Below are 17,183 nucleotides of genomic sequence, written 5' to 3' on the forward strand. Positions count from 1 at the left end.
GAGAAAGAAAAGCGACAGAAAATCAGACCTCGTGCAGGCCGAGTTTCTTCTCCAGATAATGGATGTTGGTGCCGCCTTTACAGAAGTTCTCATCATTCATAATCAGCTGGTGCAGCTCGATATTGGTTTTGATACCGTCGATAATCAGTTCCGCCAGCGCATTCTTCATACGGGCGATAGCAATTTCGCGGGTTTCACCATAGGTGATGAGCTTACCGATCATTGAATCATAATACGGCGGTACAGTATAACCGGCGTAAATATGAGACTCCCAGCGGACACCGAAACCACCCGGAGAGTGGAAGCGGGTAATTTTGCCCGGGCTCGGTAAGAAGGTGTGCGGATCTTCGGCGTTGATACGGCATTCGATCGCGTGACCTTTTACTTTGATATCTTCCTGTTTCACAGAGAGCGGCAGGCCGGATGCGACACGCAGCTGCTCTTTGATCAGGTCAACACCGGTGATCATTTCAGTGACCGGGTGCTCTACCTGAATACGGGTGTTCATTTCGATGAAATAGAACTCACCGTTTTCAAACAGGAACTCAAAGGTACCGGCACCACGGTAGCCGATATCGATACAGGCTTTGGCACAGCGTTCGCCGATGCTTTTGCGCAGCGCCGGAGTGATACCCGGTGCAGGGGCTTCTTCCACCACTTTCTGGTGACGGCGCTGCATGGAGCAGTCGCGTTCAGCCAGATAAACAGCATGGCCCTGACCATCCGCCATAACCTGGATTTCAACGTGACGCGGGTTCTCAAGGAATTTTTCCATGTAAACCATGTCGTTGTTGAAAGCCGCTTTGGCTTCGGCTTTGGTCATTGCAATCGCTTCTTCCAGATCTTCATCATTGCGGACAACGCGCATACCGCGTCCGCCGCCGCCGCCGGAGGCTTTGATGATGACCGGGAAACCGATACGTTTGGCAATGGTGTGGTTCAGCGGCATATCGTCGCTGAGCGGGCCGTCAGAGCCCGGCACACACGGAACGCCGGTTTCTTTCATCGCACGGATAGCAGAAACTTTGTCGCCCATCAGGCGGATGGTTTCAGCTTTCGGGCCGATAAACGTGAAGCCGGAGCGTTCAACCTGCTCGGCAAAATCAGCGTTTTCAGATAAGAATCCGTACCCCGGGTGGATGGCCTGTGCGCCGGAAATTTCAGCAGCAGAGATAATGGCCGGGATATTCAGATAACTTTTCGCAGAGGCTGCCGGACCGATACAGATGGTCTCGTCAGCCAGCAGAACGTGTTTTAAATCACGATCCGCAGAAGAGTGAACAGCGACCGCTTTGATCCCGAGCTCTTTACAGGCCCGCAGGATCCGCAGTGCAATTTCACCCCGGTTGGCAATAAGGATTTTTTCCAGCATGATTCGCCCCGTTATTCGATGACGACCAGTGGCTCGTCAAATTCGACAGCATCGCCGTCTTTTAACAGAATTGCTTTAACCACACCGGCTTTGTCAGCTTCGATCTGGTTCATCATTTTCATGGCTTCGACGATGCACAGGGTGTCACCGACATTGACCTGTTTACCGACTTCAATAAAGGCTTTCGCATCCGGGCTTGGTGAACGGTAGAACGTACCCACCATCGGAGAGCGGACCACATGGCCGGCAATCTCTTTTTCCGGCGCCGGATCAGCAAGACCTGCGGATGGTGCAACAGCGGCTGCCAGGGCAGGCTGCTGAACAGGTGCGCTGTATTGCTGTGGTACGGCCATAGCCTGAACCGGTAAAGCGCGGCTGATGCGTACTGACTCTTCGCCTTCAGAAATTTCCAGCTCAGAAATACCGGACTCTTCGACCAGCTCGATCAGTTTTTTTATTTTACGAATATCCATGAGATGATTCCGTACTCTTAGTGTTGAGTTAATTGTGACAGACGGTGAACCGCTGCCTGTAAAGCATAACGGTAGCCTTCCGCACCCAGTCCGCAGATAACGCCGGTGGCGATATCAGAGAGATAAGAGTGGTGACGGAACGGCTCCCGTGCGTGTACATTCGACAGATGGATCTCGATAAACGGGATGCTGACGGCCAGCAGGGCATCACGCAGAGCCACACTGGTGTGAGTGAATGCGGCCGGGTTTATCAGAATAAAATCGGTGTTTCCCCGTGCAGCATGAATTCTGTCGATGAGTTCGTGCTCGGCGTTGGATTGCAGGTGGCTTAGTGTAACGCCACACTGACCGGCATCGCGGGTCAGCGTTGTAACGATATCCGCGAGAGTGAGCGTCCCGTATTTATCGGGTTCCCGCGTGCCCAGCAGGTTAAGATTCGGGCCGTTCAGTAACAATATATGATAACTTTCGGTCATCCTGCTGCTATCTCCTGCAATCTAACGTAAACGCACAAGATAACGCGATGTTAATGCGTTGTCACCTTTTTCTCACCGCAGGCAATATTAATTTTTACAGAGGAAGGGCGACATTATAAACATTTCATTGCAGTTCGCAGCAAAATACTGGTCTGAACAGACCGGAACCGGTACAAGGCTGACCAGTTAATCATACGTATTATCTGTCTGCATCCGTTTGCTGATAGTAGTCTGCCTGCCGGTCTTTTAACAGGTACGCCCGGAGGTCAGGATGCTTTTCTGCCGGTGTGCTCACATAACCGGCATTCCGGAGGCGGATCTTACGTAAGATGAACAGCGCAGGAATAAGCCGTTGTGAATAGTTGTCTGCCGTTGTGGTGCGTTATAGTGCATCCGCACCGGCAGATTGGCAAGTCCCGGAAATATTATGGCGCTGAATACGGACAGAACGGGATATAACGGGTCTGTATCCGGGATACGGATATTTATATTTCAGGTTATTTTGAGATTATTCTGAGTAAAGGGTGCTGCTGATTCATCATAATCCGGTGAATAACCCGGTATTTTTGCCGTCTTATCTGTGATTAAGCAGATGGTTTTAATGCGAAGATAGAGGTAGCGGGCGTCAGGCCGATTGTAAGATTGCGTATATTATATAGAATCCGGTTGAACTTGATGCATAGTTACAGGTCAACTGTTCGGAAGTTTGCAGGAATTAATGAAAAAAGAGGGCAACTGCCGGATTTTTTACATTAATTTTAATCTGCCTGCGCGTATTTCCTCAAATATGTGAAAAAGTCTGCGTTTTTATGCAGCTTTATACTGCGCAGTATATAAAAATTATCTAGAATAGACCGCTCCCTGATGTGATGTGGACACGCTGTTGGCAAGGTGCAATCTGTGGCTTGTCGCAAAGAAACGTGGTTGGTAAAGTAGACGGGTTTTTCCCCGTCCCCGGCTTGCAGGATTATCCTTTTGTATGTTTAAAAAAATTCGTGGCATGTTTTCCAACGACCTGTCGATTGACCTGGGTACAGCCAATACCCTGATTTATGTCAAAGGACAAGGCATTGTTCTGGATGAACCGTCTGTCGTGGCTATCCGCCAGGATCGTCCGGGTTCAACCAAAAGTGTTGCTGCTGTTGGTCATGAGGCCAAACGCATGCTGGGTCGTACCCCCGGCAATATCGCAGCAATCCGTCCGATGAAAGACGGTGTTATCGCTGACTTTTTTGTGACCGAGAAAATGCTCCAGCATTTTATCAAACAGGTTCACAGTAACAGTTTTATGCGCCCGAGCCCGCGTGTTCTGGTGTGTGTGCCGGTCGGTGCAACCCAGGTTGAACGCCGTGCCATCCGTGAATCCGCGCTCAGCGCCGGTGCACGTGAAGTTTATCTGATTGAAGAGCCGGTTTCGGCGGCTATCGGTGCCGGTTTACCGGTATCAGAAGCGACCGGTTCCATGGTGGTGGATATCGGCGGCGGTACTACCGAAGTGGCGGTTATCTCCCTGAACGGTGTGGTTTATTCCTCCTCTGTCCGCATCGGCGGCGACCGTTTCGACGAAGCTATCATTAACTATGTGCGCCGTAACTATGGTTCACTGATTGGTGAAGCAACCGCAGAACGCATCAAACACGAAATCGGTTCGGCTTACCCGACTGACGAAGTGCTTGAGATTGAAGTCCGCGGCCGTAACCTGGCTGAAGGGGTTCCGCGCGGTTTCACCCTGAACTCCAACGAAATTCTGGAAGCCCTCCAGGAGCCGCTGACCGGTATTGTCAGTGCCGTCATGCTGGCGCTGGAACAGTGCCCGCCGGAGCTGGCATCTGATATCTCCGAACGCGGAATGGTGCTGACCGGTGGCGGCGCTCTGCTGCGTAACCTGGATCGCCTGCTGATGGAAGAAACCGGGATTCCGGTGATCGTCGCGGAAGATCCGCTGACCTGTGTCGCCCGCGGCGGCGGCAAAGCACTTGAGATGATCGACATGCACGGCAGCGATCTTCTCAGTGAAGAATAAGCGGACTCCCGTCCGTTCAATACTGCAGGCCGGGGGAGTCCGCTCCCCCAGCTCGCCGGATACACACTCTGTCTTCCCGGACGGAATTACTGTAGTGCCTGATATCGCATCCTATGAAGCCGATTTTTAGCCGGGGGCCTTCCCTTCAGATTCGCATTGTTGTTGCGGTTATTTTTGCCATCGGACTGATTGTGGTTGATAACCGGATTGATGCTTTTACCAAAATCCGTAACTATCTGGATACGGCGGTCAGCCCGTTCTATTTTTTAGCCAACGGCCCGCGTCAGTTACTGGACGGTATCTCTGATAACTTTGCCACCCGCGAGCAGCTGGAATTTGAAAACCGCGCTCTGCGCCAGGAACTGCTGGTTAAAAGCAGTCAGAATCAACTGCTTGAACAATTTAAGCAGGAAAATGCCCGGCTGCGTGAGCTGCTCGGTTCACCGCTGCGTCAGGATGAGCACATGATGGTCACTCAGGTGATGGCGGGAGCCAACACCCCGTACCGTGACCAGGTGGTGATCGACAAAGGCAGCCGTGACGGCGTGTATGACGGCCAGCCGGTGATCAGTGATAAAGGTGTGGTGGGGCAGGTGATTGCCGTGTCTCAGTTAACCAGCCGTGTTCTGCTGATCTGCGATACCACCCACGCACTGCCGATTCAGGTGCTGCGTAACGACATTCGCGTCATTGCATCCGGCACCGGATGTACTGACGATTTACAGCTTGAACCACTGCCGAACAATATTGATATCCGCGTGGGGGATGTGCTGGTCACCTCCGGCCTCGGCGGCCGTTTCCCGGAAGGTTACCCGGTCGGGATCGTCTCTTCGGTAAAAGTGGATAATCAGCGCGCTTATACCATTATCAGTGCCAAACCGACGGCTGACCTTCAGCGTCTGCGTTATCTGCTCTTATTATGGGGCGGAGACAGCAACCCGCGTGAGCCTTCCGGCCCGTCTGAGGTGTACCGCGCGGCCAACGAACGTATCATGCAGGTTATGCCGCAGGTGATCCCGTCTGTCCAGACGCCGGAAACTGACCCGGCTGCGGCAGCCCCGGACGCACCTGCCGCTCCGGCACCTTCCGCCGGAACGACACCACCGAAACCGGCCGGACCTAAACCCGCACAGCCAAAACCGGCAGACACGCCAGCCACTGCCGCACCGGTCGCTCAGGATCCGGCTGCTGATTCCGCACCGGCCCGGCCGCTGAGGATGAGGCCGCAACAATGAATACCTACCGGGGACAAAACCGGATTATTGTCTGGCTCTCCTTTCTGATAGCACTGGTACTGCAAATCATGCCCTGGCCGGAGCAGATTCAGTTTTACCGTCCGTCGTGGGCGATGCTGTTTCTTATCTACTGGGTGATGGCGCTGCCGCACCGGGTCAGTGTCGGCTCCGCTTTCTTTCTCGGCATGATCATTGACCTGATTGAAGGTTCCACGCTCGGCGTGCATGCCCTGAGCCTGTCTATCGTCACCTATCTGGTCTCATTCAGACATCAGCTGCTGCGCAATATGGCGCTGTGGCAGCAGTCGCTGGTCATTATGGTGCTGTCAGTGCTGATGCAGTTCTTTGTTTTCTGGTCAGAATTTTTATTGTCCGATATTGTGTTTCATCCGGAAGTCTTCTGGAACAGTCTGGTCAATGGTATCTTATGGCCATGGATTTTTTTATTACTGCGTAAGACCCGCCGTCACTTTTCTGTTCATTAATCAGGGAACGGCGGCGTGATACGTTAACAAAACGTCAGGACCCCTGAATGCTGCCGATTTACCTTGCTTCAACCTCTCCCCGCCGCCGGGAACTTATCCGGCTGCTGAATGTTCAGTGTGAAACACTCTCCCCCTGTATCGATGAAATCCGCCGTGACGGTGAACCCGCTGCGGATTACGTGGAGCGCCTGGCGCGGGAGAAAGCACAGGCCGGGGTGGCGCTGGCAGCGGAAGAGAGGCCGGTTATCGGCTCTGATACCATTGTGGTGCTCGGTGGTGATATCCTGGAGAAGCCCAGTGATGCGGCACATGCCTTTACCATGCTCAGTGCACTATCCGGCTGCACACATCAGGTGATGACGGCGGTCGCGGTTTCTGACCGTTTCCGGACACTGAGCACACTGATTGTGACGGATGTGACATTCCGCCGGTTATCAGATGACGAAATAAACGAGTATATTCAGACAGGTGAGCCGATGGACAAAGCCGGTGCTTACGGCATCCAGGGTTTAGGCGGGCGCTATGTCCGCAAAATTAACGGTAGCTATCATGCTGTGGTGGGATTACCGTTAGTGGAGACCGAAGAATTAATTAAGCGGTACACGGATACCCTGAACGGGGTTGTACCGGAACATATTGACGGGAAAGAAATACCATGACAGCCGAGCTTTTAGTCAACGTGACCCCGTCTGAAACACGGGTCGCTTATATTACCGGCGGGATCCTTCAGGAAATTCATATTGAGCGCGAGGCTAAACGCGGTATCGTCGGCAATATCTATAAAGGGCGTGTGAGCCGGGTGCTGCCCGGTATGCAGGCGGCCTTTATCGATATTGGCCTGGATAAAGCAGCCTTTCTGCATGCCTCGGATATTATTCCGCATACAGAATGTATTTCCGGGGATGAAAAAGAGAAATTCCGCACCCGCGATATCGGGGAACTGGTCCATCAGGGGCAGGATATTATTGTGCAGGTGGTCAAAGATCCGCTGGGCACCAAAGGTGCGCGTCTGACCACCGATATCACGCTGCCGTCCCGCTACCTGGTGTTTATGCCGGGCGCCTCTCATGTAGGGGTTTCCCAGCGCATTGAGAGCGAAGAAGAGCGCGAGCGCCTGAAAAACATTGTGGCGGGTTATTGTGATGAGGACGGCGGTTTTATTATCCGCACAGCAGCGGAAGGGGTCGGGGAAGAAGAACTGACTTCTGATGCCGCGTTCCTGCGCCGGTTGTGGACCAAAGTTATCCAGCGCAAAAAACGCAATACCACCCGTACCAAAATCTACGGTGAACTGGCGCTGGCACACCGCATTCTGCGGGATTTTGCCGGTGAGTCACTCGACCGCATCCGGATTGACTCCCGCCTGAGCTTTAAAGAGTTACAGGAATTTGTGGATGATTACATCCCGGAAATGACCGCCAAACTGGAACTGTACCAGGGCAGTCAGCCGATTTTTGATCTCTATGATACCGAAAATGAAATCCAGCGGGCGATGGAGCGCAAGGTCGAAATGAAATCAGGCGGATACCTGATTATCGACCAGACGGAGGCGATGACCACCATCGATATCAACACCGGTGCGTTTGTCGGGCACCGCAATCTGGAAGAAACTATTTTCAATACCAATATCGAGGCCACCCAGGCGATTGCGCGGCAGTTACGTCTGCGCAACCTCGGTGGTATCATTATCATTGATTTCATTGATATGACCGATGAGGATCACCGTCGCCGGGTGCTGAGTTCGCTGGAACTGGCGCTGGCCAAAGATCGCGTGAAGACCACTATCAACGGTTTTTCACAGCTCGGACTGGTGGAGATGACCCGCAAACGCACGCGGGAGAGCCTCGAACATGTCCTGTGCGAGAAATGCCCGACCTGTCAGGGGCGCGGCAGTGTCCGCTCGGTGGAAACGGTCTGCTATGAAATTCTGCGCGAGATTGTCCGCGTGCACCATCTGCTGGATGTTGATCGCTTCCTCGTCTATGCCTCACCGGCAGTGACTGAGGCATTGCAGGGGGATGAATCCCATGCCCTGGCAGAGGTGGAGATTTTTGTCGGTAAACAGGTTCAGGTTCGCGCCGAACCGCTCTACAGCCAGGAACATTTTGATGTCGTCATGATGTAATTCATTGGCGGTATACTGCCGGATATAAGCGGATATCCGGTTCCGCCGGCCTTGACAGCTGCAGGAGAAGGAGAGCCAGTGAGGCGACTGCCCGGGATTTTACTGACATGTGTGATTGTGATGGTGATTGCTGCAGCACTGGTGCTCGGCGGTCTGCGCTATCTGTTGCCTCAGATTAATGAATACCGCCCGCAGATCGAACAAAAACTCTCACAAATGACCGGTGCCACGGTCAGAATCGGTGAAATCAGCGGCCGCTGGCAGGGATTCGGCCCGGCGCTGACACTCCGTGACCTGACTGTTACCGCTCCGGACGCGGACATTTCAGCCGAAAAAATCGACCTATCCCTGGATATCTGGCGGACGTTATTCCGTTTTCAGGTCAGTTTCCGTGATCTGACATTCTGGCACATGAAGCTGGATTACAAACAGCCGCTGAGCAGTGACGGCAGCAGTATTGAAACCGATGATGCGATGTCCGGTCTCTGGCTGGAGCGCTTTGATAATTTTGATCTGCGCGACAGTGAAATCCGTTTTCTCACACCGTCCGGCGATCCTGCCACTTTGCTGGTTTCCCGTCTGTCATGGCTCAATCAGAGCAAACGCCACCGCGCTCAGGGGGAGATCAGTCTCTCCTCGGTGAATAACCCGCGCGGCTGGCTGCAGGTGCGTCTGGATCTGCGGGATGTGAACGGTCTGCTGGATGAGGGAACGGTCTACCTCCAGGCGGATGATATTGATATGACGCCGTGGTTCAGCCGCTGGCTGCGTGATAACACCGGGCTGAACAAGGCCGGTTTCAGCCTGGCCGGCTGGATGACGGTGGAGAAAGGGACGATAACCCGGGGCCTGGTCAGACTGAACTCCGGCGAGGCGGACTGGCTGGTCGGCAAGGACACGCACACCCTGGAAGTTCAGGATCTTCTGGTGCAGATGCGCCGCCAGGGGGAAGGCTGGCTGTTTAATATCCCGGATCTGCTGAATCTGAAAACTGACGGGCAGCAGTGGCCGGAGGGCAGTCTGTCACTGCTTTATATCCCGCCGTCGGCCAAATACGGCGGCAATCCGCATCTGCGTATCCGCGCCAATGATATTGAGCTGGCGCGTCTGAGCAGCATTGTGCCGACGTTCTCTTTCCTCACCAATGATATTGTCAAAGCCTGGCAGGAGCGCGAGCCGTCAGGTCTTATCCGCGATTTTGCTCTTGATATCACCCCGGCCGCCCCGGAAAACCTCGAACTGGATGTTTCCTGGCAGGATGTCAGCTGGAAAGCGCGGGAAGAATTACCGTCGGTATCTCATTTCAGCGGCGTATTGCGCGGCGGGCAGGCACGCGGCATTCTGCGTTTTGCCCTTGATGACAGTGTGCTGGACTACCGCCCGATGTTTACCGCACCGTTGGCGGTATCAGAAAGCCGCGGACAGGTGCAGTGGAATAATACGGACGGCAACTTCAGCCTCTGGAGTGATAATTTAGATCTGCAATCCGGCGCGCTGCGGGCGAACGGCAACTTCCGCTATCAGCATGATAAGGACCGGCCGCCGTCTCTCGGGATCCTCGGCGGCGTGACCCTGACGGATGCCGGGGAAGCCTGGCGCTATTTCCCGGTACCGCTGATGGGGGAATTCCTGAGCGAATACCTGACACAGGCACTGATTTCCGGGAAAGCGGAAAATGCCACGGTGATATTTCAGGGTAACCCGGCAGACTTCCCGTTCCGCAAAAACGAAGGGCAGTTCCAGATTTGGGTACCGCTGCGTGACGCCACCTTTAAATATGATCAGGAATGGCCTGCCCTGATAAACATGGATGCGGATCTGAACTTCCATAACCAGGGTCTGTGGATCAGTGCACAGGAAGCAAAACTGGGCGAGGCCACTGCCCGCAATCTGAAAGCAGATATTCCGGATTTCATGGTTGAGCGCCTCTATATTCAGTCTGATATTGAAGGCAAAGGCGAATCACTGGGTAAATATTTTGATCAGACACCGATGAAAAGCTCTATCGGCAATACCCTGGAGCAGCTGAAAATCGGTGGTGAGGTTAAGGGTGATCTTAAACTGGAAATCCCGCTTAACTTCAATGAGATGGTGCGGGCGACCGGGCATGTTAATCTGAAAAATAATGATATTGATGTGGTGCCGCTCGGCAGCACACTCAAAGGTGTCAGCGGACAATTCCGCTTTGATAACGGTGACCTGGAAAGTGACCGCATCACGGCGCACTGGTTCGGTCAGCCGCTGAATATCCGCTTTACCACCAAAGAAAATCCGTCTGATTTTGCCGTCAATATCGATCTGGACGGTAACTGGCAGATGAAGGGCATCGACGGCATACCGGCGGCCATAAAACAGCACGTAACCGGTTCGTTCCCGTGGACAGGGGTGGTGAACATTGCCCTGCCGCAGAAAGGGGAAATGAGCTACACCGTGGATCTGGAAGGTCAGACCGGCAAACTGACCAGCAGCACCTTACCGGCTGTCCGGCGCTGGGCGGCGGAGAGCGGCACACTGAATGTGCATGCCACCGGGACAGAACACACCCTGAAAGCCGGGGGAACCGTCGGCAAATCGTTCAGCGTCCTGACGGACTGGCGGCTCGGCGATATTCTCACGCTTAATGGTGCGGCAATCGTTCCGGGCACAAAAGTGCCGGAGAAAGTCACGCCGGATGTTATCAGTATTGCCCTGCCGCCGATCAGCGGTGAGGAGTGGGTCGGTGCGCTGGCCGTTGCCGGTCAGAATCACCAGCAGCCTGCCTCACTGAAACTGCCGGGAAATATTGATATTTCCGCCCCGTATGCGGATTTTGCCGGACAGCGCTGGAATCAGGTGAAACTGCGTATTCATCCGCAGGAAAACGGCTGGCTGCTCAGTTCGGACAGTCAGGAGCTGCGCGGGGATATCCGCATTCCGGCTTCCGGACCGTGGCAGGCAAGTATTGATTATCTCTACTATAATCCGGAGTCGATTCAGAATGCGCTGCCGGAATCGCAGCGTAATCAAACCACCAAAACGGATTACCGCGTCGGCAGCTGGCCTGCGGTCACACTGCGCTGTGAAGCCTGCTGGGTAAGCGGCCTGAATATCGGTACGGTGAATGCGAAAGTCTGGCCGGAAAATAATTCATTGGTGCTGGATGCGGCAACCGTCAAAAACAGTGCCAGTGAACTGACACTCAGTGGCCGCTGGGATGCCGGTCCGGAGCCATTGTCGCACTTTAAAGGTCAGTTTAAGGGGCCGGTCTTTGATAATATGGCCGCCTATTTCGGGGTACTGGTGCCTATCACCGGCTCACCGTTCAATGTGGATTTTGACCTGAGCTGGCGGGATGTTCCCTGGTCGCCGGATGTGGCAACCCTGAACGGTATTATCAGCACGTCGCTCGGCAAAGGGGCGATTGAGCGGATGGGCGGCGGTAACGCCGGTAAGCTGCTGCGGCTCGTCAGTTTTGATGCATTACTGCGCAAATTACAGCTCGATTTCACGGATACTTTCAGTAATGACTTCGTTTTTGACAGCATACGCGGTAAAGGCGTGATAAAAGATGGTATTTTAAAGACAACCGATACCCGCGTGGACGGATTAATGGCGGATATCAGCTTTAGCGGTTCAGTTTATCTTGTGGAGCGTCGTATTGATATGTCGGTGGTTGTCACACCGGAACTCTCTGCGACGGTCGGGGTGGCGACAGCTTTTGTGGTTAACCCGATAGCCGGAGCGGCAGTCTTTGTGGCCAGTAAGGTACTCGGCCCGCTCTGGAGTAAAATTTCGGTGATACGGTATCACCTGAGCGGCAGTTTAGAAGAGCCGAAGATAGATGAAGTTTTGCGTCAGTTAAAGGAGACCCGGGAATGAAAAACGCAAATGTGGCTTTATTGCAGCTGTGCAGCGGCACAAATATTAAACACAATTTGGCGCAAATCGAACAACAGATCAAACAACTGCCTGATAACATCAAACTGGTGATGACACCGGAAAATGCGCTGATTTTTGCATCAGGCAATACTTATCAGAAGTATGCGGAAGTGCAGGGCGAAGGCCCGCTGCAGTCAGCAGTCGCTGATATGGCGCGTCGTTACGGAGTGTGGATCCTGGTCGGTTCGATGCCGATGATCAGCCGTGAAGACCCGGCACGTATCACCAGCAGCAGTCTGCTGTTTGATGATAAAGGGGAAATCAAAGCCCGTTACGATAAAATTCACATGTTTGACGTGAATATCGATGATGAGCAGGGTTCATACAATGAATCAAAAATCTTCCAGCGCGGCGAGCACATCACCGTGGTGGATACCCCGGTGGGTCGTCTCGGTATGACCATCTGTTATGATCTGCGTTTCCCGGGCCTGTTTCAGGCACTGCGTGAGCAGGGCGCTGAGATTATCTCTGTTCCGGCGGCCTTTACCCGGCTGACCGGCAAATCTCACTGGGAGCCGCTGCTGCGCGCCCGTGCGATTGAAAACCAGTGCATTATCCTGGCACCGGCACAGGTCGGTGTACACGGTACCCGCCGCACATGGGGACACACCATGGCCGTTGACGGCTGGGGCAAAGTGATGAAGAAAAATACGGATGCGGTGGCCGCCATCGGCGTGGATATCCGTCCGGACAGCTTAACCTCAATGCGTGAGCAGATCCGCGTGGTGAAACATAACCGTTTCCGCCCGCAGCTGACTTCACTGATTGAGAAAAACACCACAGGTAAAGAGTAAATTATGAGTTTTTCAACTGTCAGCAATCATCTGCTGACCGCCCATGATCTTGATGAACAGGATCTCTTTTCTGTCCTCACACAGTTAGCGGATCGCCATATTGATTATGGCGATCTGTACTTCCAGAGCAGTTTTCATGAAGCCTGGGTGCTGGAAGATAAAATTATCAAAAACGGCTCTTACAATATTGACCAGGGTGTCGGGATCCGCGCTGTCAGCGGCGAGAAAACCGGCTTTGCCTATGCGGATCAGATAAGTCTGACCGCATTACAGCAGAGTGCATCCGCCGCCCGCAGTATTGTCCGTGAGCAGGGTAACGGTAAGGTGCAGAGCCTGCACCGTGTCAATAACACGGCACTCTATGCTGCACTCGATCCGCTGCGCGCAATGCCGCGTGAGGAAAAAATCGCGCTGCTGCACCGCCTTGACCGTGTGGCCCGTGCGGAAGATCCGCGAGTGCAGGAAGTGAATGCCAGCCTGACCGGTGTCTATGAAGAAGTGCTGGTAGCTGCCACTGACGGCACACTGGCGACGGATATCCGTCCGCTGGTGCGCCTGTCTGTCAGTGTGCTGGTGGAAGAGGACGGTAAACGCGAACACGGCGGCAGCGGCGGCGGCGGTCGTTTCGGTTATGAATATTTCCTCGGTACGGAAGACGGTGAGATCCGCGCAGACCATTTTGCCCGCGAAGCGGTGCGCATGGCGCTGGTGAATCTCTCTGCTGTTGCGGCACCGGCCGGGTTAATGCCGGTTGTGCTGGGCGCGGGCTGGCCGGGCGTGTTACTGCATGAAGCGGTCGGTCATGGCCTGGAAGGAGATTTCAACCGCCGTGGTGCTTCGGTATTCAGCGGAAAAATCGGTCAGCAGGTCACATCATCACTCTGTACCATTGTTGATGACGGTACTATCGGTGATCGCCGCGGGTCACTGGCAATTGATGATGAAGGGGTGCCTGGACAGTATAACATCCTGATCGAGAACGGTATTCTGAAAGGTTATATGCAGGATAAACTCAACGCCCGTCTGATGGGGGTTGACCCGACCGGTAACGGCCGCCGTGAATCCTATGCCCATCTGCCGATGCCGCGCATGACCAACACCTATATGCTGGCCGGCGAAACGTCGCCGGAAGAGATTATCGCCAGTGTGAAAAATGGCCTGTATGCTCCGAATTTCGGTGGCGGTCAGGTGGATATCACCTCCGGTAAGTTTGTGTTCTCGACATCCGAAGCGTATCTCATTGAAGACGGTAAAATTACCAGACCGGTGAAAGGCGCGACACTGATTGGCTCCGGTATCGAAGCCATGCAGCAGGTATCGATGGTCGGTAATGACCTGAAACTGGATAAAGGTGTCGGTGTCTGCGGTAAAGAAGGCCAGAGCGTGCCGGTGGGTGTCGGTCAGCCGACGCTGAAACTGGACAGCATTACCGTCGGCGGAACGGCCTGATGATGCAGAAATACGGCACGCTGGTGATTGTTCTGATTGTGGCGGTCTCCGCCTGGCTGGCGGGGTTACCGGGGCAGTTTATCGAAACCCGTCCGTCAGAGCCGGTACCGCAGCATACAGAACAGCCGCAGAGCATTGATGCCCTGACAGCACAGTCACGGGTGGTCAGCTATGTGCAGCAGCACCAGCGTCTGCCGGATTACTATGTGACGAAAAAAGCCGCCCGTGATGCGGGCTGGCAGCCGTCAAAAGGTAATCTCTGTGAGGTGATGCCGGGTAAAGCTATCGGCGGTGACCGTTTCGGCAACCGGGAAAAAGGGCTGCCGGATGCGCCATCACGCCAGTGGTTTGAGGCGGACATAAACTATAACTGCGGCCATCGCGGCAGTGATCGTCTGCTTTATTCCAGTGACGGGCTGATTTATGTCACCACTGATCATTACCGTTCGTTTCAGCAGGCCAATTAACCCATGACACCTGATATCAGCATTGTGCGTTTTGATTTCCGCACCATCCGGACAACAGACGATTTTTATCAGCAATTCAGTGATAAATTTCAGCTGCCGTACTTCGGGTGTAACACGGATGCACTATGGGACATGCTGACAGGCGGAATAGATCTGCCGGTGATACTGGCGTTTGAACATATTACCGCACGGCAGCGGCGGCTGTTTTCAGCCATTATCGGTACCTGCCGGGATGCGGAGGAAGAGTGGCCGGGGGATATTCAGCTGGTGCTGACCCCCCTGACCATGACGGCGGATTAAGCGCTTTCTGCCAGTTCTTTCAGATACTGGAACAGCTGGCGGTAAGCTTTCGGCGGTTTATTGCCTTCGCGCTCTTTTTTCGCGTTACGGATAAGCGCACGCAGCTGCTGGCGATCAAGGTGCGGGAACAGCGCAACGGCTTCTTCCGTCACAGTGTCATCACCGGTGACCAGGCGTTCGCGCAGATCTTCGAGTTTATGCAGCAGGACAACCTGCTGGTTATGGCGGTTTTTCAGTTTGTCGAGTGCCGTGGTAATCGGCTCCGGGTCACGGGCCCGCAGCAGTTTACCGATGAGCTGTAACTGACGGCGCAGACCTTCGCGCTTGATTTTTTGTGCAAGCAGGATGGCTTCGAGCAGTTGTTCATCCAGCGGAATACGTTCCAGCTGGGTTTTGCTCAGTGCAACCAGTTCAGCGCCGAGTTTTTTCAGGACTTCAGCATCGCGTTTAATTTCGCTTTTGCTGACCCAGATTATCTCGTCATCCTCTTCCTCCTGAGGAAGTGCATCGGGTTCTTCAAACCAGTCTTCAGGCTGCTTTGCCATAATAGTATTTCCTGTGGCGAAACACAGAGCGGCGGGTGCCGGATGATCTCTGTGTTTGTGAGTGTTAACATTTGATTATTGCGTATTGTAACCGGGGAAAAGGCCGGATAACACCTATTCAGCTCTCTGATTAGCTAACGGCCCCTTAATTTATTGAATTGGAACCTGATTGATGAATATCACTTCTCAGATTATGGCGCAGCGTACGCGCCTGGAACAAGCGGTTTCGCAGGCACTGAGTATTGCACAGAAAGGGTGTGACAGCGCCGAAGTTGCTGTCAGCAGAACCACCGGGATGAGTGTGAGCACCCGTATGGGTGAGGTGGAGAATGTCGAGTTTAATAGTGACGGCGCACTGGGGATCACGGTATATCATAACCAGCGCAAAGGCAGTGCATCCTCCACAGATTTAAGCGAAGAGGCGATTGCCCGTACCGTACAGGCGGCGATCGACATTGCGAAATATACATCTGAAGATCCGTGTTCGGGCCCGGCAGATCGCGATTTACTGGCTTTCGAGGCTCCGGATTTACAACTGTTTTATCCGTCCGAAGTGAGCGCTGACCAGGCTATCGACTATGCCGCCAATGCGGAAAAAGCCGCACTGAGTGCCGACCCGCGCATCACCAACACAGAAGGCGGCAGCTTTAACAGCCATTACGGCATCCGTGTGTTCGGTAACACGCTGGGTATGCTGCAAAGCTACTGCAGCAGCCGTCACTCCATGTCCGCTTGTGTGATCGCGGAAGAAAACGGCGATATGGAGCGTGATTACGCCTATACCATCGCACGTAAACTGGATGACCTGAAATCCGCACAGTGGGTGGGTGAAGAGTGTGCCCGCCGGACACTGTCCCGCCTTGCTCCGCGCAAACTGGCAACACAGAAAGCACCGGTGATTTTTGCCCCGGAAGTGGCAACCGGTTTGTTCGGGCATCTGGTCGGCGCGATCAGCGGCACCTCCGTGTACCGCAAATCCACCTTCCTGCTCGATAGCCTCGGTAAACAGATCCTGCCGGACTGGCTGACTATCCGCGAACTGCCGCATGTGATCGGCGGACTGGCCTCCACCCCGTTTGACAGCGAAGGGGTCCGGACAGAAGATCGCCTGATTATCGAAAACGGTGTGCTGAACAACTGGCTGATGACCACCTACGCTGCCCGTAAACTGGGGCTGAAGAGCACCGGCCATGCAGGCGGGATCCACAACTGGCACATTGCCGGTCAGGGGCTGGGATTTGACGACATGCTCCGGGAAATGGGCACCGGTCTGGTGGTTACCGAACTGATGGGACAGGGTGTCAGCGGTATTACCGGTGATTACTCCCGCGGCGCATCCGGTTTCTGGGTGGAAAACGGCGAGATTCAGTATCCGGTCAGTGAAATCACCATTGCCGGAAACCTGAAAGACATGTGGGCCAGCATTATCGCCACCGGCGACGATATTGAAACCCGCAGCAACATTCAGTGCGGCTCAGTCTGGCTGCCGGAAATGAGTATTGCGGGACAGTAAGTGTGTCA

General features: G+C 54.0%; 15 protein-coding genes. 11 read left to right on the plus strand and 4 right to left on the minus strand.

Annotated features, from left to right (window positions below; genetic code table 11):
* Positions 1-22 precede the first annotated feature (22 nt).
* From accC to aroQ, 3 genes are read right to left on the minus strand one after another with little or no spacing between them, the layout of a single operon-like run.
* On the minus strand, positions 23-1,372 hold the full coding sequence (gene accC, locus X965_RS00170) for an acetyl-CoA carboxylase biotin carboxylase subunit (protein WP_004240542.1): 1,350 nt from the start codon (positions 1,370-1,372) through the stop codon (positions 23-25).
* Positions 1,373-1,383: 11 nt separating this feature from the next.
* On the minus strand, positions 1,384-1,845 hold the full coding sequence (gene accB, locus X965_RS00175; protein ID WP_004236288.1) for an acetyl-CoA carboxylase biotin carboxyl carrier protein: 462 nt from the start codon (positions 1,843-1,845) through the stop codon (positions 1,384-1,386).
* A gap of 17 nt (positions 1,846-1,862) precedes the next feature.
* The gene (gene aroQ, locus X965_RS00180; RefSeq protein ID WP_004236289.1) at positions 1,863-2,321 is read right to left on the minus strand and encodes a type II 3-dehydroquinate dehydratase; all 459 of its coding nucleotides are present in this window, start codon (positions 2,319-2,321) and stop codon (positions 1,863-1,865) included.
* A gap of 979 nt (positions 2,322-3,300) precedes the next feature.
* Here aroQ and mreB point away from each other — a divergent pair.
* The 10 genes from mreB (at position 3,301) to X965_RS00230 (ending at position 15,117) form a co-directional block, all read left to right on the plus strand.
* The gene (gene mreB / locus X965_RS00185) at positions 3,301-4,344 is read left to right on the plus strand and encodes a rod shape-determining protein MreB (protein ID WP_004236290.1); all 1,044 of its coding nucleotides are present in this window, start codon (positions 3,301-3,303) and stop codon (positions 4,342-4,344) included.
* Between the two features lie 113 nt (positions 4,345-4,457).
* Positions 4,458-5,579, plus strand: a complete 1,122-nt coding sequence (gene mreC / locus X965_RS00190) for a rod shape-determining protein MreC (RefSeq protein WP_036416556.1) — start codon at positions 4,458-4,460, stop codon at positions 5,577-5,579.
* Positions 5,576-6,064, plus strand: a complete 489-nt coding sequence (mreD, locus tag X965_RS00195) for a rod shape-determining protein MreD (protein ID WP_004236292.1) — start codon at positions 5,576-5,578, stop codon at positions 6,062-6,064. The genes mreC and mreD overlap by 4 nt, the downstream gene beginning before the upstream one ends.
* A gap of 47 nt (positions 6,065-6,111) precedes the next feature.
* Positions 6,112-6,723 carry a nucleoside triphosphate pyrophosphatase gene (locus X965_RS00200; protein ID WP_004236293.1) on the plus strand — a complete coding sequence of 204 codons (612 nt, stop codon included), beginning with the start codon at positions 6,112-6,114 and terminating at the stop codon, positions 6,721-6,723.
* Positions 6,720-8,189, plus strand: a complete 1,470-nt coding sequence (rng, locus tag X965_RS00205; protein WP_004240537.1) for a ribonuclease G — start codon at positions 6,720-6,722, stop codon at positions 8,187-8,189. The genes X965_RS00200 and rng overlap by 4 nt, the downstream gene beginning before the upstream one ends.
* A gap of 78 nt (positions 8,190-8,267) precedes the next feature.
* Positions 8,268-12,047 carry an AsmA2 domain-containing protein YhdP gene (yhdP, locus tag X965_RS00210; RefSeq protein WP_051997296.1) on the plus strand — a complete coding sequence of 1,260 codons (3,780 nt, stop codon included), beginning with the start codon at positions 8,268-8,270 and terminating at the stop codon, positions 12,045-12,047.
* A complete protein-coding gene (gene nit1 / locus X965_RS00215; protein ID WP_004236296.1) occupies positions 12,044-12,901 on the plus strand; it encodes a deaminated glutathione amidase in 858 nt (285 codons plus the stop codon). Before yhdP ends, nit1 begins: the two co-directional genes overlap by 4 nt.
* A gap of 3 nt (positions 12,902-12,904) precedes the next feature.
* Positions 12,905-14,350 carry a metalloprotease TldD gene (gene tldD / locus X965_RS00220; protein WP_004236297.1) on the plus strand — a complete coding sequence of 482 codons (1,446 nt, stop codon included), beginning with the start codon at positions 12,905-12,907 and terminating at the stop codon, positions 14,348-14,350.
* Positions 14,350-14,817 (plus strand): ribonuclease domain-containing protein, encoded by a 468-nt coding sequence (locus X965_RS00225; RefSeq protein WP_004236298.1) that lies wholly within the window; start codon positions 14,350-14,352, stop codon positions 14,815-14,817. The genes tldD and X965_RS00225 overlap by 1 nt, the downstream gene beginning before the upstream one ends.
* A 3-nt stretch (positions 14,818-14,820) precedes the next feature.
* Complete coding sequence (locus X965_RS00230) at positions 14,821-15,117, plus strand: barstar family protein (protein ID WP_004236299.1); 297 nt, start codon at positions 14,821-14,823, stop codon at positions 15,115-15,117.
* Here the strand turns inward: X965_RS00230 and yjgA are convergent.
* A complete protein-coding gene (yjgA, locus tag X965_RS00235) occupies positions 15,114-15,662 on the minus strand; it encodes a ribosome biogenesis factor YjgA (RefSeq protein WP_004236300.1) in 549 nt (182 codons plus the stop codon). The two genes, X965_RS00230 and yjgA, sit on opposite strands and share 4 nt — an antisense overlap.
* 172 nt (positions 15,663-15,834) lie before the next feature.
* On the opposite strand from yjgA, the gene pmbA reads away from it, so the two are divergent.
* Entirely contained in the window at positions 15,835-17,175 is a 1,341-nt protein-coding gene (gene pmbA, locus X965_RS00240) for a metalloprotease PmbA (RefSeq protein ID WP_004240526.1), read from the plus strand.
* The last annotated feature ends 8 nt before the right edge of the window (positions 17,176-17,183 follow it).

The organism is Morganella sp. EGD-HP17 (genome assembly GCF_000512315.2).
Lineage (GTDB): Bacteria > Pseudomonadota > Gammaproteobacteria > Enterobacterales > Enterobacteriaceae > Morganella > Morganella morganii.